This window comes from Synechococcus sp. CC9616 (assembly GCF_000515235.1).
Taxonomy (GTDB): domain Bacteria; phylum Cyanobacteriota; class Cyanobacteriia; order PCC-6307; family Cyanobiaceae; genus Parasynechococcus.
Genome location: NZ_KI911558.1, coordinates 45,242 through 63,571 on the forward strand (window position 1 = coordinate 45,242; position 18,330 = coordinate 63,571).

20 protein-coding genes are annotated in these 18,330 nt (G+C 61.1%); 13 read left to right on the top strand and 7 right to left on the bottom strand.

Annotated elements, in window-relative coordinates; genetic code table 11:
• The first annotated feature begins 53 nt into the window (after nt 1-53).
• The 5 genes from SYN9616_RS0100320 to SYN9616_RS0100340 are packed head-to-tail and all read left to right on the top strand — an operon-like array spanning nt 54 to nt 4,241.
• Nucleotides 54-827, top strand: a complete 774-nt coding sequence (locus SYN9616_RS0100320) for a PspA/IM30 family protein (protein WP_028951346.1) — start codon at nt 54-56, stop codon at nt 825-827.
• Nucleotides 828-885: 58 nt separating this feature from the next.
• Nucleotides 886-1,212, top strand: a complete 327-nt coding sequence (trxA, locus tag SYN9616_RS0100325) for a thioredoxin (RefSeq protein WP_028951347.1) — start codon at nt 886-888, stop codon at nt 1,210-1,212.
• Entirely contained in the window at nt 1,199-2,395 is a 1,197-nt protein-coding gene (locus SYN9616_RS0100330; RefSeq protein WP_028951348.1) for an aminotransferase class I/II-fold pyridoxal phosphate-dependent enzyme, read from the top strand. Before trxA ends, SYN9616_RS0100330 begins: the two co-directional genes overlap by 14 nt.
• The gene (locus SYN9616_RS0100335; RefSeq protein ID WP_037991124.1) at nt 2,382-3,146 is read left to right on the top strand and encodes a biotin--[acetyl-CoA-carboxylase] ligase; all 765 of its coding nucleotides are present in this window, start codon (nt 2,382-2,384) and stop codon (nt 3,144-3,146) included. The genes SYN9616_RS0100330 and SYN9616_RS0100335 overlap by 14 nt, the downstream gene beginning before the upstream one ends.
• A gap of 45 nt (nt 3,147-3,191) precedes the next feature.
• Complete coding sequence (locus SYN9616_RS0100340) at nt 3,192-4,241, top strand: M23 family metallopeptidase (RefSeq protein WP_037990524.1); 1,050 nt, start codon at nt 3,192-3,194, stop codon at nt 4,239-4,241.
• Here the strand turns inward: SYN9616_RS0100340 and SYN9616_RS0100345 are convergent.
• Nucleotides 4,216-4,944, bottom strand: a complete 729-nt coding sequence (locus SYN9616_RS0100345; protein ID WP_028951351.1) for a response regulator transcription factor — start codon at nt 4,942-4,944, stop codon at nt 4,216-4,218. The two genes, SYN9616_RS0100340 and SYN9616_RS0100345, sit on opposite strands and share 26 nt — an antisense overlap.
• 81 nt (nt 4,945-5,025) lie before the next feature.
• Here SYN9616_RS0100345 and SYN9616_RS0100350 point away from each other — a divergent pair, with 81 nt between their 5' ends.
• Both SYN9616_RS0100350 and SYN9616_RS0100355 read left to right on the top strand, forming a co-directional pair.
• Nucleotides 5,026-5,397 (top strand): PAS domain S-box protein, encoded by a 372-nt coding sequence (locus SYN9616_RS0100350; protein ID WP_028951352.1) that lies wholly within the window; start codon nt 5,026-5,028, stop codon nt 5,395-5,397.
• Nucleotides 5,394-6,605 (top strand): cell wall metabolism sensor histidine kinase WalK, encoded by a 1,212-nt coding sequence (locus SYN9616_RS0100355; RefSeq protein WP_156918608.1) that lies wholly within the window; start codon nt 5,394-5,396, stop codon nt 6,603-6,605. Before SYN9616_RS0100350 ends, SYN9616_RS0100355 begins: the two co-directional genes overlap by 4 nt.
• Here the strand turns inward: SYN9616_RS0100355 and SYN9616_RS0100360 are convergent.
• The 3 genes from SYN9616_RS0100360 to SYN9616_RS0100370 are packed head-to-tail and all read right to left on the bottom strand — an operon-like array spanning nt 6,547 to nt 9,225.
• Nucleotides 6,547-6,948 carry a response regulator transcription factor gene (locus tag SYN9616_RS0100360; RefSeq protein WP_028951354.1) on the bottom strand — a complete coding sequence of 134 codons (402 nt, stop codon included), beginning with the start codon at nt 6,946-6,948 and terminating at the stop codon, nt 6,547-6,549. The two genes, SYN9616_RS0100355 and SYN9616_RS0100360, sit on opposite strands and share 59 nt — an antisense overlap.
• Before the next feature lie 11 nt (nt 6,949-6,959).
• Complete coding sequence (locus tag SYN9616_RS0100365; protein ID WP_051410886.1) at nt 6,960-7,697, bottom strand: ABC transporter ATP-binding protein; 738 nt, start codon at nt 7,695-7,697, stop codon at nt 6,960-6,962.
• On the bottom strand, nt 7,684-9,225 hold the full coding sequence (locus SYN9616_RS0100370; RefSeq protein WP_028951356.1) for an NAD(P)H-quinone oxidoreductase subunit N: 1,542 nt from the start codon (nt 9,223-9,225) through the stop codon (nt 7,684-7,686). The genes SYN9616_RS0100365 and SYN9616_RS0100370 overlap by 14 nt, the downstream gene beginning before the upstream one ends.
• A gap of 120 nt (nt 9,226-9,345) precedes the next feature.
• Here SYN9616_RS0100370 and topA point away from each other — a divergent pair, with 120 nt between their 5' ends.
• Genes topA through SYN9616_RS0100395 form a run of 5 tightly spaced genes read left to right on the top strand, consistent with a single transcriptional unit; the run spans nt 9,346 to nt 15,469 of the window.
• Nucleotides 9,346-12,069 (top strand): type I DNA topoisomerase, encoded by a 2,724-nt coding sequence (gene topA / locus SYN9616_RS0100375; protein WP_028951357.1) that lies wholly within the window; start codon nt 9,346-9,348, stop codon nt 12,067-12,069.
• Nucleotides 12,069-12,641 carry a hypothetical protein gene (locus SYN9616_RS0100380; RefSeq protein WP_028951358.1) on the top strand — a complete coding sequence of 191 codons (573 nt, stop codon included), beginning with the start codon at nt 12,069-12,071 and terminating at the stop codon, nt 12,639-12,641. Before topA ends, SYN9616_RS0100380 begins: the two co-directional genes overlap by 1 nt.
• Nucleotides 12,638-13,291, top strand: coding sequence for a DUF2232 domain-containing protein (locus SYN9616_RS0100385; protein ID WP_028951359.1), 654 nt, complete (start codon nt 12,638-12,640; stop codon nt 13,289-13,291). Before SYN9616_RS0100380 ends, SYN9616_RS0100385 begins: the two co-directional genes overlap by 4 nt.
• On the top strand, nt 13,269-14,462 hold the full coding sequence (locus SYN9616_RS0100390) for a nicotinate-nucleotide--dimethylbenzimidazole phosphoribosyltransferase (RefSeq protein ID WP_028951360.1): 1,194 nt from the start codon (nt 13,269-13,271) through the stop codon (nt 14,460-14,462). The genes SYN9616_RS0100385 and SYN9616_RS0100390 overlap by 23 nt, the downstream gene beginning before the upstream one ends.
• The gene (locus SYN9616_RS0100395; protein WP_028951361.1) at nt 14,459-15,469 is read left to right on the top strand and encodes an ABC transporter substrate-binding protein; all 1,011 of its coding nucleotides are present in this window, start codon (nt 14,459-14,461) and stop codon (nt 15,467-15,469) included. The genes SYN9616_RS0100390 and SYN9616_RS0100395 overlap by 4 nt, the downstream gene beginning before the upstream one ends.
• Here the strand turns inward: SYN9616_RS0100395 and SYN9616_RS0100400 are convergent.
• The gene (locus tag SYN9616_RS0100400) at nt 15,458-16,531 is read right to left on the bottom strand and encodes an aldo/keto reductase (RefSeq protein WP_051411062.1); all 1,074 of its coding nucleotides are present in this window, start codon (nt 16,529-16,531) and stop codon (nt 15,458-15,460) included. The genes SYN9616_RS0100395 and SYN9616_RS0100400 overlap by 12 nt on opposite strands.
• A 50-nt stretch (nt 16,532-16,581) precedes the next feature.
• Nucleotides 16,582-17,181, bottom strand: a complete 600-nt coding sequence (locus SYN9616_RS0100405) for a bifunctional nuclease family protein (protein ID WP_028951363.1) — start codon at nt 17,179-17,181, stop codon at nt 16,582-16,584.
• A gap of 58 nt (nt 17,182-17,239) precedes the next feature.
• Between SYN9616_RS0100405 and SYN9616_RS0100410 the strand changes: the two genes are divergently transcribed.
• Nucleotides 17,240-17,908, top strand: coding sequence for a riboflavin synthase (locus SYN9616_RS0100410; RefSeq protein WP_028951364.1), 669 nt, complete (start codon nt 17,240-17,242; stop codon nt 17,906-17,908).
• A 7-nt stretch (nt 17,909-17,915) separates the two neighbouring features.
• On the opposite strand, the gene SYN9616_RS0100415 is transcribed toward SYN9616_RS0100410, so the two are convergent.
• On the bottom strand, nt 17,916-18,317 hold the full coding sequence (locus tag SYN9616_RS0100415; RefSeq protein ID WP_028951365.1) for an AbrB family transcriptional regulator: 402 nt from the start codon (nt 18,315-18,317) through the stop codon (nt 17,916-17,918).
• Nucleotides 18,318-18,330 lie beyond the last annotated feature (13 nt).

The following is an 18,330-nucleotide window of genomic DNA, read 5'->3' on the forward strand; positions in this document are numbered from 1 at the left end:
GGGGTGAATGGCCAGGATCTCGCTACCCTCGGCCTGGATCCGCAGTTCCGTTCATGGGCTTCTTCGACCGGCTTAGCCGACTGGTTCGAGCCAACGCCAATGCTGCTGTCAGCAGCATGGAGGATCCGGCCAAGATTCTTGATCAGTCCGTTGCGGACATGCAGTCCGATCTGGTCAAGCTGAGACAGGCGGTGGCTTTGGCGATTGCCAGCCAAAAGCGCTTGCGAAATCAGGCTGAACAGGCCGAAAGTCAGTCCAAAACCTGGTACGAACGCGCTGAGCTGGCCCTCAAAAAAGGGGAGGAGGATCTGGCCAGAGAGGCTCTGACCCGTCGCAAGACATTTCAGGAGACGGCCACCTCGCTGACGGCGCAGGTCCAGGCTCAGGACGGTCAGGTGGAAACCCTGAAGAAGAGCCTGGTTTCCCTTGAGGGCAAAATCGCCCAGGCCAAGACCAAGAAGGACATGCTCAAGGCCCGCGCCGAGGCGGCGAAGGCCCAGCAGCAGCTGCAGAGCGCCGTTGGCAACATCGGAACCGACTCCGCCATGGCCGCGTTTGAGCGGATGGAGGACAAGGTTGAGCAGATGGAGGCCACTGGACAGGCCGCCGCCGAATTGGCGGGAGCCGATCTCGAGAGTCAGTTCGCGGCCTTGGAAGGCGGAAGCGATGTCGACAACGAACTCGATGCCTTGCGTCAACAGCTCAAAGGGGGGCCAGAAGCAGTCGCCCTGCCAGCAGCCGAGAGCAGTGAAGAGGTCAAGGCCGTCAAGGTGGAGGAGGTCGACGCCGATCTTGAGGATCTCAAGAGATCCATCGACAAGCTTTGAATCGGGTCTTCAGAGCTCTCAGCACTCCATAGGATCAAGGGGTCTGACTGAAAGACCCTTGGCTGGAGCCGTCTCCGATTTCACTGATTCAGGATTCGATCAGGAGGTGCTCAAGGCCTCCGGCACCGTTCTTGTTGATTTCTGGGCGTCCTGGTGCGGACCCTGCAGATTGATGGCACCCCTGATGGACTGGGCTGCTGAGACCTACGGCGATCGTCTCTCCGTGGGCAAGCTCGAAGTGGACGGCAATCCCACAACCCGTGATCAATATCAGGTGCAAGGGATCCCCACATTGATGCTGTTCCGTGATGGTGAGGAGCTTGCCCGCCATGAGGGAGCCATTGCGAAGCCTCAGCTTCAGGCCTTCCTGGATGCGCATCTCTAATCGTCTTGAGGCTCTTGGCAACGGTGTGTTCGCCCGAACAGACGAGCACAAACGTCTGTATCGACGCAGCGCACAGCACGGCATCGTTCCAGAGCTGATTGATCTTTCGCTCGGATCCTCCGATCTGCCCCCGCCAGCTCAGGTTCTGCAAGCGATGGCCGAGTCGATCCATCGGCCTGACACATCCTCGTATTGCCTCCACGCCGGTACGGCACCGTTTCGTCAGGCCGTTGCGGCCTGGTGTCAGCGCCGATTTGACGTCGCGGTCGATCCAGAACGGCAAGTGCAGCTGTTGATCGGCTCTCAGGAAGGGACGGCTCATCTGCCCCTCGCGATCCTCAATCCAGGCGATCAAGCGTTGATGCTTGATCCCAGCTATCCATCTCACCGCGGCGGTCTTGTCCTCGCAGGTGCTGAGGTCAACAGCCTTCGCCTTGATCACGACACGTCATGGCTGCCACAGCTTGATCGACTCCCTCTCAGTACCTGGGAGCGCATCAAGTTGTTCGTTCTCGGCTACCCCCATAACCCCACGGCCCGGGTCGGAAACCAGGCTTTACTGGATCAGATCATGGCGCTGGGTTGTCGTCATGACGTGGTGATTGCCAACGACAATCCCTATGTGGATCTGGCACTCGAGGGACAGGCTCCAACCCTGTTGCACAGTCCAGGCTGGCGTGAGCGAGGAATCGAATTCTTTTCCCTGTCGAAGGGTTGGTGCCTGGGAGGATTCAGGCTTGCCTTCGCGGTTGGAGCCGAACCTTTGATCTCTGCGCTGCGGCAACTGAAAGGCGTTGTTGATTTCAACCAATCCCTCGCCCTTCAGGAGGGCGCCATCTGCGCGCTTGAGGCGTGTCCGCAATGGCCGGAGCAGCTCCGGGACACCTATCGCGAGCGGCGTGACGGGGTCATCTCCTCTTTCCTGGCCCAAGGCTGGCGCGCGCCGATGCCGGAGGTTGGGATGTACGTCTGGATGCCGTTGCCAGCGCGGGCCGTTGAGCTTGGCTGGAGTGATGAGCGATGCGCGTCGGAACTCCTTGAGCGCAGTGGTGTTGCGTTGACTCCTGGCTCCGGTTTCGGGGCCGGTGGCAGCGGCTGGTTGCGAATGGCGCTGGTTCGTCCTCTGACGGAGCTTCGCCAGGCCGTGACACGTCTTGTTGATGCGCATGATGCACTGGCCTGAGCCTGGCTCTGGCGGCGGCAGGTTGATGGCGGCCTACCGACAATTGGCCGGGCCAGAGGCTGAACCATGGCTCGTTCGCCGGGTTCCCGTCTGTGCCAGCACGGAACCCCTTCTCGCTAGATGGTTGCAGCGTTCCGCCGGGCTGGACCGCCCCTTTGCCATCGTGGCCCGGCATCAGAGAAAGGCCACCGGGCAGCGAGGACGGGTGTGGCTGGCCCCGCCGGGGGGGCTGTGGGTCAGTGCCGCACTGCCCTGGGAAGGGAGACCCGCCGCCAGTGCAGGGCTGCTGGGTCTTTCTGTCGTGGCGGCCATGGCGGAATGCCTGGAGCAGCGTGGTTTGCCCGTCCGCATCAAATGGCCGAACGACCTGCTGGTTGAGGGGCGCAAGTTGGCCGGAGTGCTGCCGCGTCTGGTTCATCGCGGCTCGCGCTTGCGTCAGGTTCGCATCGGCTTCGGGATGAATGTGGCCAACCCTGTGCCGCCGGAGGGCATCGCTCTGAAGAGATTGCTCGGGCCAGCGCACCATGGGGTTGAGCGCTGGGGCGCCGAATTGCTGCTGGCCTTCGACCGCTGCATGCGCCGAGCTAGCGACGGCAGTTGGTGTCTTGCCGAGATTGAACAACGGCTTTGGAGTGATCGGATTTCTGATCCGAAGGACAACAGGATCTGGATGATTGAGGGTCTGGCTCCGGATGGCGCTCTGCGCTTGCGTCATGGCACCAAAACGTGCAGCTGGCGCCGATGGCCCTGAACAGGTCGATTTGTGCTTTAGTCCATCTGGATTTCGTTTTGCAACGTGCTGCGCTGGTTGTCCCTTACCTGGTTGCTGGCTGTTCCCCTCGCTCCGATTGAGCCCGGTCACAGTCAGCTGCAGCCAGCACAACCTCCAGAGCGCTTCGATGACAGGCTCAAGGATCTTGAGGTGCAACAGCCGAAATCACTGGGTCTGACGCCCCAGGATCTCGACAAGCTTGAGGATGAGCGTGTCATCACGCCTCAGGAACGGGACTTGAACGGCCGCGATGCCCTGGTCCGCCCGGTTGATGTTCCAGCTGTGCAACGGGCCTGCCAGGAAGGTGCACTGTCCCAGAAGGAGTGTTCCTCCGGCGTCGTGCGGCAGGTCAGACCAGGGCGCAGAAACCCCAGGGTTGAGGTTGAGGGGATGGCAGGAACCCAGCCGAGCCCGGGCGATGGCCCATCTACTCCAACAACATCACCGTTGACCGTCCCGGTGTCAGCGCTGATCGGGGCTGACAACAGATTCCGTTTGCAGTCGGTCTTCTCGGTCACGCCGAGGCCACTACCGAAGCTGGGCAACGGTGATCGCAAGCTGTTGTTTCCAGTCGTGGGCGAAGCGTTCACCAGCAGTGGATTTGGCTGGCGTCTTCACCCTGTGGTCGGCACCTGGTTGATGCATGCAGGCCGTGATTTCGCAGCACCTGAGGGTGCTCCAGTTGTGGCATCTCTCTCCGGAAAGGTTGTGAGCAGTGGATTGGCAGGGGGCTATGGGATCACGGTGGTTCTGGAGCACAACAATCCGAAGCGGCGAACCTTGTATGGCCATCTTTCAGAGATCTATGTGAAAGCCGGGCAGACCGTTCAGCAGGGCGAAGTGATCGGCCGCGTCGGCAGCACCGGCCTGAGCACCGGCCCCCATCTCCATTTCGAGTTGCGTCGTCCTCAGGGAGATGGTTGGGTTGCCATCGATCCCCAGGATCTGGACATGAGTCCCCTGATCGACACCATGACGGCACAGGGGGATGATCCCGTCTCAATCCTGATGGCCCAATTGCTTCGATCCTTGGAACGTCCTGGCGATGTCAGGACGACTCCTCCCGCAGGATGAATCCCACACCGCGAATGGTGTGAATCAAGGGCGTTGTGGTTTTGTTCTCGATCTTCTGCCTTAGATATCGGATGTAAACGTCGAGCAGGTTGTCGTCTCCGTAAAAGTTTTCTCCCCAGACTCCCGACATGATTTCTGAGCGCTCCAGAACCCGGCCGGCGCCTCGCATCAAAAAGTTCAACAGCTCATATTCCTTGACGGATAGGTGAATCGTTCGGCCATCACGGGAGACATCTCTCGTGCGGGTATCCATGACCAGGTCAGCGACCTGCAGCCGCTCTGGCTGACCATCCGGCCCCGAGGCTGCAGAAAAGGATTCGGCTCGACGGCGCATGGCTCTGAGTCGTGCCATCAGCTCGTCGATTGAAAATGGCTTGATCAGATAGTCATCCACCCCGGCATCCAGGGCCTTGACCCGATCGGTGATTTCGTCATGGCCCGTGAGCATCAGGATCGGCGTTGTCACGCCTCCTGCCCGGATGCGCTGGCAGATGTCGATTCCACTGAAGTCCGGCAGATTCCAGTCGAGGATGATGAGATCCGGCACGGGCTCCGTTCGGGAACGGATCAGTCCGCCAGCTCCATCGCTGGCGATGTCAACGTCATAGCCCTCAACGTCAAGCTCAAGCCTGAGCAGTTCGGTCAGTTTCGCTTCGTCGTCCACCACGAGAACGCGGAGGCGTGGCTGCAACTCAGAAGCCATCAAGACGTCGAACCTTTCTGCAGCTTAGGCAGCAGCCTCAACCGTTTCTAGTCTCAGGTGAGCGAAGCGTAGACAACATCGATGTCCCAATCCTGGTCGGTTGAAGCGATCGGTCGACTGCGTGAACAGCAGGATCTTCCCTTCGTGCGTGCCGATTCGAATGGATTGGTGATGGAGGTCAATCAGCGTTTCCGCGACATCTATGGATGGTCGGATGCCGATCTTCTTGGTCAATCGCTCGGCTTGATACTGCCTCCGTCCTTCCGCGATTCCCACCATGCAGGTTTCGCCCGCTTCAAGCTCACAGAGGTGTCAAGGGTGCTGAACCATCCCCTGAAGCTGGCGACCTATTGCGCCGATGGTCGGGCGATTGAAAGTGAGCATTTCATCGTTGCCGAAAAGCATGGTGACGGCAGCTGGTCCTTCGCGGCGACCTTGCGACCGCTGTCGTGAACTCCCCGTCTCCTGCCCCTGAATCCGTCTCCGAACCAGCTCTGGTTCAACAGCTGAGACAGTCCCTCGGGATGTTGCAGGTTGCCTTTGATGCCGCTGTCGAATCGATGTTGATCATCGATGGCGATCGACGGGTTCACTGGGCAAATCAGTCTTCAGCGACCTTGCTGGTGGATGGTGTGCCCATTCAGGTGATGAATCGTTGCCTGGATGCCCTGATGACGCTTCATCTGCCGGGGGGAACATCGATTCAGCAGGATCACCCTCTGCATCCCTCCCAGCCCTTGCCGCTCAAGGAAGGCGAGGAATGCCTTGAACTGACTCTCAGCTCTGGGGTCCGCACCACAGCCCGACAGTTGCGTTGGCAACCGGTTGCCATTCTGCAGGCCAAGGATCATCTGTTGATCACCATCCGTGATCTCAGCCCTGAGCAGAAGGCCTTGCTGCAGCAACAGCGCTTCATGACGGATCTCACCCACGAGCTGAGAACGCCGCTCACGATCATTTCGGGGAGTCTCAAGCGCCTCAGGCGTGACAGCGATCCGCATCAGCGAGCTCATAGACATCTGATCCGCGCCGAGGAAGAAACCCTTCGGATTCACCGTCTTCTCGAGAACCTGTCACTGATGACCCAGCTGGAGGTTGACCCCGCCTGGCTTGGAGCCCGGGTACAGCCTCTCCTGCCCGTGCTTCGCCAATGGTTTGAGGGCAATTCCGACAACCGCCAACAACGATTGTCGATTGAGTGGGGCGGCCTCTCTTCGACAGATCTTGTGCGGATTGATGCCAATGCCCTGGCGGTTGTTCTTGATCAACTCGTCGAGAATGCGATTCAGCACGGCGCAGATGCTGACAAGATCCGCATGACGATTCGCTGCCCCGGCCCTGAAGACGGCGACAGCTACGCGCTTCAAATTTCCAGTACCGGGTCGGGGGAAGCGGTGGGTCGCGACACTCTCGACGACTGGCTGCTGCCGTTCGTGCGATCGGCTGGCCGGCGCCATGAAACCAATGCTGAAGGGGCGGGGCTTGGCCTTGCGATCGTGAACAAGCTGGTTCAGGCCTGGGGAGGCTCGCTGCAGCTCGATCAGCGCAATGTCACGGCCGAACCTTCCATCACCGTCACATCCGTGACGTTCACCATGCCGTTCACCGCGATGCCGTTGCCTCCAGCAGCTCAGGAAGCCGGAGAAAGAGATCCGGTTTAAGGACATAGTCCTCTGCCCCGTCCGCGAAGGCCTGCCGACGTTTGTCCTCGTCGTTGAGGGCGGTCACGATCACGATCTTTGGAGCCTGGCCTTCCTGCTGGGGCGTGCGGCTCTGCCTCAGATGGCGAAGACAGGTGAGCCCGTCCATGCCAGGCAGCATCACATCGAGAAGGACGAGATCCACCGTCACGTCGGAGTCCGCCATGGCGCTGAGAAAATCTTCCGCTGTCCCGAACGACAGGAAACGGTGCCCCTCATCGCTGATTTCCTCCTGCAACAGTTCACGGATGCGTGGGTTGTCCTCCACCACTGCAACCGTGATCTGCCGTCCCGCTTCTTGCATCAAACCTCCCTTCAGGACAGTTTCAGGGGTTGTCTGGTGGTCAGCATCTCGACGATGCGTCCATCCTGGAAGCGAGCCAGCTGGCGGGCGCGGGCGGCGACCTCATCCTCGTGGGTGACCATCACCAGCGTGATGCCCTGGCGATGCAGGTCGTCGAACAGATCCAGAACCTCAGCGGTGGTGTTGGAGTCGAGAGCGCCGGTGGGTTCGTCCGCCAGAAGCAGGGAAGGACGGTTGATGATTGCGCGAGCGATGGCCACCCGTTGCTGTTGTCCTCCGGAGAGCTGGTTGGGCCGGTTTTCAAGCCGTTGGCCAAGACCGACCCGAATCAGGGCTTCACGGGCTCGATGACGCCGTTCTTCAAGGGGCACTCCGGCATAGATCATCGGCAGCATCACGTTCTCCAGGGCTGACGCCTGGGGAAGCAGATGAAACTGCTGAAATACGAATCCCAGAGAACGGTTGCGCAGATCTGCGAGAGCGTCATCGTCGAGCTGTTCGACAGACACCCCGTTCAGGCGATAGCAACCACTGCTGGGGCGGTCCAGGCAGCCAAGAATGTTCATGGCTGTGCTCTTTCCGGATCCAGAGGCACCCATCACGGCCATGTAGTCCCCCTCTCGAACGATCAGATCCAGCTGATCGAGAGCATTCACGGTGAGATCTCCCTGGCCATAAACCTTGCTGATGCCGCTCAGTTCGGCGACAGCTCGGTTGGCATGGGGCGGCAGGGGATCAGCCAAGACCACTCGAACCACTTGAGGCGATGGCTTGCTGCAGTAGAGGCGTTCCGCTGACTGCAGCATTTGCCCATTGGAACAGCGGGTTGGAGAGGATGCCACCAACCGCCGTCACCACAACGCATCCGATCAGAGCGGTTCGGAGCGGCTGCATGCCCATCAAGGACCAGCGCACTTCGGGGTAGTTCTTGACGACGTCGGACGCCTCCTGAGGCTCCTTTACCACCATCATCTTGATCACAGAGATGTAGTAGTAGATCGAGACCACCGACGTGATCAGACCGACCACAACCAACAGGTACTGGTGATCGGCCCAACCTGCGAAAAAAAGATAGATCTTGCCGAAGAACCCCAACATCGGGGGGATTCCACCGAGGGAGAGCAGGCACAGGCTCAAGCCAAGGGTGATCAATGGATCCTTCTGGTACAGACCTGCATAGTCCGAAATGCGATCACTCCCTGTACGGATCGAGAACAGGATGATGCAGGCGAAGGCTCCCAGATTCATGAACAGGTAGGCGGCCATGTACAGCACCATTGCTGCAAAACCGTCCTCGGTGCCGCAGACCATGCCGATCATCACGAAGCCGGCCTGACCGATGGAGCTGTAAGCCAGCATCCTTTTCATCGAGGTCTGAGCCAGGGCAACAACGTTGCCAAGCGTCATGCTCAGCACTGCAAGAACGGTGAACAACAGCTTCCACTGGCCATCAAACGCACCGAAACAGCCCACCAGAATTCTCAGAGCCAGGGCGAAGCCTGCGGCCTTTGACCCCACGGACAGGAAGGCAACCACCGGCGTCGGTGATCCCTCGTAGACGTCAGGAGTCCACTGGTGGAACGGGACCGCAGCGATCTTGAAAGCGACGGTTGCCAGGACAAACACCAGGGCCAGGGCCGCCAGTGGGGTGGTGCTGGTCTGAAGAGCAACGCCAATGGTTTCCAGGCTGGTGCTGCCGCTGAGGCCATAGAGCAGGGACGAGCCGTAGAGGAAGACCGCTGCTGCAGCTGAGCCCACAAGCAGGTATTTGAGGGCCGCTTCCGAGCTTCTGGCATCCCGTTTCATGTACCCAGAAAGCAGGTAGCTCGCGACCGAAAGGGTCTCCAGTGAGATGAACACACTCACCAGATCGGTGGCGCCACAGAGCAGCATCGCCCCGAGCGTGGCAGCCAGAAGGATGGCGGCATATTCCCCGACGGGCGTACCGCTCTGCTCGGCGTATCGCCAGCTGATCAGCAGTGAAAGAAGAGTGGACAGGGCAATGACGGCCCTGAACGCGACCGCAAGGTTGTCGGCCAGAAAGGCACCCAGAAAGGCGGGCTCCAGTGGCCCATTCCATTGGAGAGCCAGTAGGAGCAACGAGCCACCAAGGCCCAGATAGCAGATCGGGGGAACCCAGCGGGCGGCGACCTGTTCGCCGGCAAGGTCCACCAGCAAGGTGGCGATCATGGCGAACAACACGGCCGCTTCCGGTAGGACCGCCGTGGCATTCAGGGAAAGATTGAGGAGTTCACCTGGGGCACCCATCTCGGGCATGGCAGGCTTCGGATCCAACGTCCTGGTTCATGACTTTAGCCGCGCCGTTCCATTGCGATGGTGATGCAGGGTGCGCTGGTCGATGCGATAAAGAAGGAACAAGGAAGAAGGCCGGCACCTTTGGCGCACACCCTCGTCATCGTTGAAAGCCCCACAAAGGCCCGAACCATCCGCGGCTTTCTGCCAAAGGGGTTCCGGGTTGAGGCGTCGATGGGTCATGTTCGTGATCTGCCCAACAACGCCAGCGAAATCCCAGCGTCTGCCAAGGGACAGAAGTGGGCCAATCTCGGCGTGAACACCGAGGCCGACTTCGAGCCCCTTTACGTGGTGCCGAAGGACAAGAAGAAGATTGTCCGTGAATTGAAGGACGCCCTCAAGGGAGCTGAGCAGCTGCTGCTCGCAACGGACGAGGACCGTGAAGGGGAAAGCATCAGCTGGCACCTGCTGCAGTTGCTGTCTCCCAAGGTTCCGGTGAAGCGGATGGTGTTTCACGAGATCACCAAGGAGGCGATCGGCAAGGCCCTGGATCAGACCCGAGAACTCGACATGGAGCTGGTGCACGCCCAGGAGACCCGACGGATTCTCGATCGTCTGGTGGGTTACACCCTCTCGCCGCTGCTCTGGAAAAAGGTGGCCTGGGGGCTGTCGGCCGGTCGGGTGCAATCGGTTGCCGTCCGCCTTCTGGTTCAGAGGGAGCGGGCCAGACGAGCGTTTCGCAGCGGCAGCTACTGGGATCTCAAGGCGCAGCTTGAGCTGAATGGGAGCGGCTTCGAAGCCAAGCTCACCCATGTGGACGGCCGTCGAATCGCCAATGGCAGCGATTTCGACGAAAGCACCGGCGGCCTCAAGGCCGGGAGTGATGTGCGGCTGCTGAGTGAGCAGGAGGCCCGTGCCCTGGCCGCAACGGTCAGCACCAGTGGCTGGTCGGTGGATGCCGTGGAAGAAAAGCCCACGGTGCGCAAGCCGGTTCCCCCCTTCACCACCAGCACCCTGCAGCAGGAGGCCAATCGCAAGCTCCGGCTTTCAGCGCGCGAAACGATGCGCTGTGCTCAGGGGCTTTATGAGCGTGGCTTCATCACCTACATGCGCACCGATTCGGTGCATCTCTCAGACCAGGCGATCAGTGCTTCCCGCAGTTGCGTTGAAGCTCTCTACGGCAAGGACTATCTGAGCAAGGGGCCACGGCAGTACAGCACCAAAGCGCGCAACGCTCAGGAGGCCCACGAAGCCATTCGTCCGGCAGGGGAGAGCTTTCGCACGCCGGGGGATACCGGTCTTGATGGCCGCGATCTCGCGGTTTACGAGTTGATCTGGAAACGCACGGTGGCCAGCCAGATGGCTGAAGCCCGTCTGACGATGCTCTCCGTCGATTTGAGTGCGTCTGAGGCGGCATTCCGCGCCAGCGGCAAGCGCATTGACTTTCCAGGATTCTTTCGTGCCTACGTCGAGGGCAGCGACGATCCAGATGCGGCCCTTGAAGGGCAGGAAGTGCTGCTGCCAACCCTGGCAGTCGGCGATGCACCGACGCCGAAACAGGTGGAGCCGCTTGGACACCAAACGCAGCCGCCGGCCCGCTTCAGCGAGGCCTCGCTGGTGAAAATGCTCGAGAAGGAAGGAATCGGGCGTCCTTCCACGTATGCCTCCATCATCGGCACGATTGTCGATCGCGGTTATTCCACCCTGCAGGGCAATGCGCTGACCCCGAGTTTCACCGCCTTTGCCGTCACCGCCCTGCTCGAGGAACACTTCCCCGATCTTGTCGACACCAGCTTCACCGCCCGGATGGAGACCACCCTCGATGAGATCTCTCACGGCAAGGTGCAGTGGCTTCCCTATCTGGAGGGCTTCTTCAAGGGCAATGAAGGCCTCGAGAATCAAGTGCAGCTCAAGGAAGGCGACATTGACCCCGGCGCGTCACGCACCATCGATCTCGAAGGTTTAACGAGCGTTGTCCGCATCGGTCGTTTCGGTGCCTACCTGGAAGCGAAGCGGGTCAGTGATGACGGAGAGGAGGAACTGATCAAGGCCACGCTTCCCCGCGAGATCACTCCAGCAGAGCTGGATGAAGAGCAGGCGGAGTTGATCCTGAAACACAAGGCGGATGGGCCTGAAGCCCTTGGTGAGGACCCAGAAACCGGAGATCTGATTTATCTGCTGTTCGGCCAGTACGGCCCCTATGTCCAGCGTGGTCAGGTCAGTGATGAGAATCCAAAGCCGAAGCGGGCGTCCCTGCCCAAGGGTGTGAAGCCGGAGGACCTGACCCTTGAGGATTCACTTGGACTGCTGAGGCTCCCCCGCCTTCTCGGTGAACATCCCGATGGTGGCCGTGTGCAGGCGGGCCTCGGACGTTTCGGCCCCTACGTGGTTTGGGACAAGGGCAAGGGCGACAAGGACTATCGCTCCCTCAAAGGTGAGGATGATGTGCTCGCCATCGGTCTCAGTCGTTCCCTCGAGCTGCTGGCCATGCCGAAGCGAGGCCGGGGCGGCAGAACGGCCCTCAAGGATCTCGGCAAACCAGAGGGCAGCGAGGAGACCATTCAGGTGTATGACGGCCCTTACGGGATGTATGTGAAGCAGGGCAAGGTCAATGCCTCTCTCCCGGAAGGGAAGACGGCGGATGACATCAGCCTTGAAGAGGCCGTTGAGTTGCTCAGTGCCAAGGCGGCCTCGAAAAAAGGCAGTTCTCGGAAGGCGTCCTCGGCAACGAAGAAGCCAGCTGGACGCAAGCCTGCGGCGAAAAAGGAGGCTGAAGCGCAGCCCAAGACCCGCAAGCTCCCTGGGACCACGAAATCGGGTAAACCCAGAGCTGGGGCGGTGAGGGTGATCAGGCCTGCGGACAGCTGATGCGGAACTTGCTGCGGCTGATCCTGCCGCTGCTGATGCTGCAGGGTTGTGCCGGCAATCCGGTGGCTCAGCAGTTGCAGCGCAGTTTCGATCAGCCTGCGCTGAAGGCCCCAGGTCAAGATCAGCAAAAGACACGGGAATCGAAACCGACGTCGGAGACCAAGCCTTCCGCTTCTGCTGATGCTCAACCAGTGGACGCCACAACTCAGAAGGATCGTTCAGACGGCCCCAAGCCCAAGGCTGATCAGGCCAGGAACGACAAGGCGAAGGGCAACGGTGTGAAGGGCAACGGTGCGAAGGGCAGCGATGAGACGGAGAACGTTGGGATGGAAAACGATGGGGTTGGGAACGATGGTGAGGACAAGGATGAGGAGGGCAAAAGTGAGGAGGGCAAGAGTGAGGAGCTGAAAGCTGGGGAGCTGCCACCCTCGGATCTGCCTCAGGAGCCTTACCGGATCACCATTCGCTTGTCAGCAGCTGATCCGGCCTCGCCGGCTGAGGCTGTCACCCGAGTCCTTCGACAGGCAGGTGTTCCCTTCGCCGTCGAGCGGATCGAGCGGGTTGAGCCATGAGTCATGAGCCTGCACCCCTCAGTCGCCAGCAAGCTCTGCGGCTTGTTGAAGGGGCTTACCTCGCCGCCACCACTGGTTTGATCTGGCTGGCGCTTTATTACCTGCCGGTTGGCGGAGCCCTTTTCCGCCTGTCTCTGCCATTGCCGCTGGCTTTGCTTCAGCTCCGCCGAGGCGGCCGGGCAGGTGTGGAAGCTCTGCTGCTCGCTGTGCTGCTGCTGACGGCACTGATGGGTCCGGTTCGAGGCCCACTTCTGCTGTTCCCCTATGGATTGCTGTCGTTGTGGTTGGGTTGGAGCTGGATCAAGAAGCTCAGCTGGTGGATCAGTTGGGGTGTCGGGATTGTTCTGGGCACGTTCGGTTTTCTGGTGCGACTCGTTGTGCTCTCGTTGCTGGTGGGTGAGAACCTCTGGGTGTTGATCACCCGTGCCGGTGCCGGACTCCTGGACCGCTTCGTCTCCCTGCTCAATCTCCCCGTCTCGCCGGATCTCTTCGAAGTTCAGCTGATGGCTCTGGCTCTTGTGGTTGTGCAGGAGGTTGTCTACGTGCTGTCACTCCACGCTCTGGCGTACTGGATCTTTCCCCGTCTGGGTTCCTCTCTGCCGAGACCGCCAAAGTTGCTGCAGGGCCTTGTTGCGCTTGATCCACTCTGATTTCATCGATCTCCCCAAGGGATGTCATTGGGTTGGAAGCATGCCCGCAACAGCCGGACTCGCCGCCTGCCTGGAGCGCTGGCAACAGCCTGGGTTGAATGTTGATCTGCTGCTGCTTCTGGCGGCTACGCAGACGGCGGAACAAGATGGAATTTCAGCCGCCGGGGCGACGGCAGCATCCCGGCGCCTGACGGCACTGGCGGATGCGGAACTCCTGCTTCGGGGGACAGAGGCCAGTCGTCGCTGGGCGTTGCCGCCTCTTCCGGCTGGGGTGTCCCCCGCACTTCTCAGTCGTGTGGCCGTCGAGAGCCTTCATCTCAAGCCCCAGGTGGTTGCCCTTGGCCTTCACCATTCACCGGACTTCCCGCACCTCCGGCTGGAATCCGTCAGCCAGGGACCATCTGCCTGCCTGTCAGGAGGTCAGGCGATGTCGCCGGATCGTGTGGAGACGCTCTGGAACCAGGGGGAACGGCTTGGACGACGACTGCGTCGTCCGCTAGTGCTGGCCGAGTGCGTTCCAGGGGGCACCACAACGGCGTTGGCAGTTCTCACCGCTCTTGGACTGCAGGCTGGAGATCTGGTCAGCGGCAGTGCCAGACAACCGCCACAGGCTCTCAAGCAGCAGCTGGTGGCGACCGGACTGCAACGGGCCCAGCTGCCGCACGATCCTTCAGCCCGCGCTGTGCTGGCTGCCGTCGGTGATCCTTTTCAGGCGGTGGCGGCAGGTCTGCTGTGCGGTGCTGCCGAGGCGGATCAGCCCGTTCTTCTCGGCGGCGGAAGCCAGATGGTTGCTGTGCTGACACTGGCGCTCAGTTCACTGCCGGTTCTGCTTCGCCAGCGCCTGTCGCAGAGGGTTCTGATTGGAACCACCGCCTGGCTTGCTCAGGAGTCGGTTGTGCCGCCCGCCGGCTCCATGCTCAGCAGGCTTGTTGCGCTTGCCAGCGATCGTTGTGCCGTGCCTTTGGCGGCCATGGCCTGTGGTGTTCGCTTCAGTCGCAGTCGACATCAGCAGCTGCAGGACTTTGAGCGGGGCTATGTGAAGGAGGGGGTGGGTGCCGGGGCCTTGCTGCTGCTGGCCCAGTTGCAGGGCATCCCTGCGGACCAGCTTGAGCAGCGCTGTGATCAGGCGATGGATCGCTTGCTGAACGCACCCGTAGGGTCAGGGGCATGAGCGGAGTCACGCCACTCAGCCGCCGTCGCCTGTTGCTGCAGTTCGGAGGAGCGGCAGGTCTGGCTTTGCTGGCTGGCTGCCGCCAGGGAGCAAAGCCTCCGAAGCTGCTGGCCGCGGCGGAAACACTGCCTAGCCGCTGGCGCAAAGCACTGCCGTCACCCTGGCAGTTCCTGCCGCTGAAACCGGAGGACTCGCTCACGCTTGAGGGCAAGGCTGAGCGGGAGTCCGTGGATCTGATCGCTCTGACTGATGGATGGCTGACCAGCTTTCCGCAAGATCTGTTGCAGCCGGTTCAGACGGCACCTCTGCACTCGCAGCTGGATCAGACCGCCGCTCAGTTCCTGCAGCTGCAGGGCGCCACCAGGGCAGCGCAACTGCTGCCCGTTGCCGTCAGTCCATGGGTGATGGTGTTCCGAGGAGGTGATCGCTGGAGATCCACCTCTGTCGATGGCTGGGAGGTGTTGCTCGACTCCGCTCTGACTGGCCAGGTGGTGTTGCCGCAGAGTCCGCGACTGGTGATCGAGCTTGCTGATCGCATGACTGCAACGGATGCGTTGGAGCGGTTGCGGCGGCAAGTTCTCACCTATGACGATCGTCAAGGCATCAACTGGCTGCTTAAAGACAAGGCCCGCGTGCTGGTGACCCCGCTCCAGCGCTGCATGACATTGCTGCGTCGAGATCCGCGTTTAAGCGCCATTCTTCCCAACAGTGGTGCTCCTCTGCACTGGACGCTGCTGGTTCGTCCCGCCGACACACGTGAGCCGCTGCCCCAGGCCTGGGTGGAGACAGCCTGGAGCCTCCCGATGCTGAGTCGGCTTGTGGCCTCCGGATGGCGTCCGCCACTGAGGTCATTGGATCTTCCTCAGCTGCGCGCAGGGCTGCCGTCCCGCTGGCGGGACCTGCTGCTCCCGCCGTTGGATGTCTGGTCTAGCTGCTGGTCTCTGTCTCCGTTGACCCAGCAGCAGCGCGACTCTCTCAGCCAGCGTTGGCGCGCTTCAGCCCCATAAACGGCGGCGAGGCGTTGCTTTCAAGCGCCGGTGGGTGTCGCGCAGGAGCTCCGGAATGGCCAGTTGATGGGGGCACCGCGGCAGGCAGTCGCCGCAATGGCGACAGGCGTCGGCGTCGATCTCCTCCCACCAGTGCCCCGCCCGTCCAATCAGGTTGTATCTCTCCTGGCAAAAGCCAATCAGGTCGTGGCCAACGGCAAGATTGCGGAGGCGCAGGAGATCTGGGATGGGCACCTGCTGCGGACATGGAAGGCACTCCCGGCACTGGTGACACTGGTCCTCCCCCAGCCGCGCAGAACGCTGCTCCATCAGTTGGTTGAGCGTGTTCTCCTCCGCGGGCCCGAGCGGTCCACCGGCGTCTCTGAGCTGACTGGCCAGGGCGAGATCAGCGGGATCGCTTGCGCCGACGGACAGGGTGCTGATGCCTTCGGCCAACAGATAGCGATAGGCGAGCTGCAGGGGTTGGATGGGTGTGCAGTCCTCCACAAGAGTCGGGCTTGGGGCCTGTAGCCGTCCTCCTTTGTCGGCCGGTGATATCGCCAGAACCCCCATTCCCCGCTCAAGGGCTTCATGGGCCAGAGGCAGGCGCTGGGGGTCAAGAAGATGCAGATGCAGGCAGCAGAAACTGAAGCGTTCTGAGGCGATGGCGTCGCCAATCAGCTCCTCGCTGCCGTGACTGCTGAAGCCAATCTGCTCCACGAGCCCGCACTGCATGGACCACTCCAGAAGTGCCGCACCCTCTCCATGCAGTGCCCATTTGAGGTGCGCGGGCCGGTTGAGACCGTGCACGGCCAGGTTGTCGAGCTTGCTGCGCCCCAGCCGCTGAAGGATCGCCTTCAGTTGACGTTTCCCCTCGTCCAGAGAGATTCCAGGCAGCAGTTTGCTGGTGATGACCCAGCCTTCTGCGGATTGCTTGCCCTCGTTTTCAAGCCGCTGCAGTGCTTGCCCCAAAAAATGTTCCGCCGGGCCGTAGGCCGGCGCAGTTTCAAGGTGGTTGATGCCGGCATCAAGAGCAGCTCTGAGGACCGAGATCATCTGGTCCGGCGAGGCGAGGGCGCGCATCGTGCCCAGGCTGAACAGGCTGACCGAGCGTCCTCCGCCGAACGGCCGTCTCACGGGTCGTCCGTAGAGGGCTCATCGTCGTTGGCTTCTTTTGCACCGGGTTCGTGGGTTCCTTGGTGACGGAGGTGGCGAACCAGCGCTGCAGGACTGAGGTCGTCGACGAACCGGCTGAAGGCGCTTTGGTCTTCCGCATCCGCCTCGGCGTCAACGGGAATCGAGGCCTCTGCCACCACCTCCTCCAGCATCCAGATACTGCTGCCGGTGCGAACGGCAAGGGCGATGGCATCACTCGGCCGGGCATCGACTTCGATCAGCTCCTGGTCTGCCTCTGAGCCCGGCTCATCTCCGTCCGTCTCCCTTTCCTCTGTGATCTCCTGAAGCTTCAACAAGGCATGAAAAGTGCTGTCCTCGATGGCATGGACGATCACGCGTCGCAGTTCCAGTCCTCCGGCTTCCAACAGCGCGGCCATCAAGTCATGGCTGAGCGGTCTGGGGGATTCCGTGCCCTGCAGCCCAGCCATGATGTTGTGTGCTTGGGCCTGATCGATCCAGATCGGCACTTGGCGCCGCCCTGAGGGATCGCGCAGCAGCACGATCGGTGTGCGACTTGCGGCATCAAGGGCAATTCCAGCCACGCTCATTTCAACCATGGCGATGCTTCGGCCTTATCCGATTATGGCCAGAGGCCACAGCGCAGGCGAGGCTGACATGTTCACGGGATTGGTTCAGGCCATCGGTCGACTGCAGCGGCGGTCTGGTGGCCTGGTGATCGAGGGATGCGCACCCTTTGCTCCGCTGGCACTCGGCGACAGCGTTGCCGTCGATGGGGTCTGCCTCACCGTGGCGGAACTCTGCGGAGACGGATTTCGCGCCGATGTCAGCGAGGAAACCCTTCAACGAACCACCCTGGGAGCCAAGGCAGAGCGAGGTGGGGCCGTCAACCTCGAGCCCGCTCTGCGCCTCAGCGATCGCCTTGGTGGCCATCTCGTCAGCGGTCATGTTGATGCCTGCGCCAAGGTGATGGCGATCGACTCCCTGCCCCAGTCATGGGAGCTGGAACTGCGCTGGGACGACCCCGGTTTCGGTCGCTACATCTGCGACAAGGCCAGCATCGCCGTTGATGGGATCAGTCTCACGGTGGCCCGCTGCACCGCCGATGGCGCTCGTTTCACCTTGGCGGTCATTCCTCACACCTGGAGCATCACCACGCTCAGCCATCGCGTTGTTGGAGATCGCGTCAACCTTGAGGCCGATCAGTTGGCCCGCTATGCCGAACGCTTGATCCAAACCGGCGCAGAGCATCAGCCCGCAAGTGAATCAACATCGATGGATACACCGATGTCAACAGATTGGTTGAGTTCACACGGTTGGCAGTGAATTCGCCTTATCCGTCTGCTTCCACGAGTGAATCATCCTTCTGGCTGCTGGGCTCGGCTGCGTCCTGCTCCATGGGGAGCAACCAGATCGAGCCGGAATCCCGATGCAGTTCGATCTTGAATTCCTGCCCCGGTTCCAGCCCGAGACGACGGGTGTAGGCGTGTCCGATGAGCAGGTTGCCGTTCCCATGCACACGGGTGCGGAACTCGGCCTGACGCCCTCTCGTTCCGTTGCTGCCGCCATTGCTGGAGGGAACTTTGTACCCCTTCGCTTCAACAAGGGCTCGATAGAAACTTTTACGCAGCACCCGTCCACTGGGGCCGACGTAGCCACATCCACGGGCAATTTCATCCTCTGGCCTGTTGCTCAGAGATCTGGCTTTGTCGAGTAAATCCTTGCCGATCAGCATTTTGACAACTGAT

Coding starts and splice junctions, on each gene's coding strand:
- SYN9616_RS0100320 (WP_028951346.1), top strand. CDS start 54: ATGGGCTTCTTCGACCGGCTTAGCCGACTGGTTCGAGCCAACGCCAAT.
- SYN9616_RS0100330 (WP_028951348.1), top strand. CDS start 1,199: ATGCGCATCTCTAATCGTCTTGAGGCTCTTGGCAACGGTGTGTTCGCC.
- SYN9616_RS0100335 (WP_037991124.1), top strand. CDS start 2,382: ATGCACTGGCCTGAGCCTGGCTCTGGCGGCGGCAGGTTGATGGCGGCC.
- SYN9616_RS0100345 (WP_028951351.1), bottom strand. CDS start 4,944: ATGGCTTCTGAGTTGCAGCCACGCCTCCGCGTTCTCGTGGTGGACGAC.
- SYN9616_RS0100350 (WP_028951352.1), top strand. CDS start 5,026: ATGTCCCAATCCTGGTCGGTTGAAGCGATCGGTCGACTGCGTGAACAG.
- SYN9616_RS0100360 (WP_028951354.1), bottom strand. CDS start 6,948: ATGCAAGAAGCGGGACGGCAGATCACGGTTGCAGTGGTGGAGGACAAC.
- SYN9616_RS0100370 (WP_028951356.1), bottom strand. CDS start 9,225: ATGCCCGAGATGGGTGCCCCAGGTGAACTCCTCAATCTTTCCCTGAAT.
- SYN9616_RS0100380 (WP_028951358.1), top strand. CDS start 12,069: ATGCGGAACTTGCTGCGGCTGATCCTGCCGCTGCTGATGCTGCAGGGT.
- SYN9616_RS0100385 (WP_028951359.1), top strand. CDS start 12,638: ATGAGTCATGAGCCTGCACCCCTCAGTCGCCAGCAAGCTCTGCGGCTT.
- SYN9616_RS0100395 (WP_028951361.1), top strand. CDS start 14,459: ATGAGCGGAGTCACGCCACTCAGCCGCCGTCGCCTGTTGCTGCAGTTC.
- SYN9616_RS0100400 (WP_051411062.1), bottom strand. CDS start 16,531: ATGCGCGCCCTCGCCTCGCCGGACCAGATGATCTCGGTCCTCAGAGCT.
- SYN9616_RS0100405 (WP_028951363.1), bottom strand. CDS start 17,181: ATGGTTGAAATGAGCGTGGCTGGAATTGCCCTTGATGCCGCAAGTCGC.
- SYN9616_RS0100410 (WP_028951364.1), top strand. CDS start 17,240: ATGTTCACGGGATTGGTTCAGGCCATCGGTCGACTGCAGCGGCGGTCT.
- SYN9616_RS0100415 (WP_028951365.1), bottom strand. CDS start 18,317: ATGCTGATCGGCAAGGATTTACTCGACAAAGCCAGATCTCTGAGCAAC.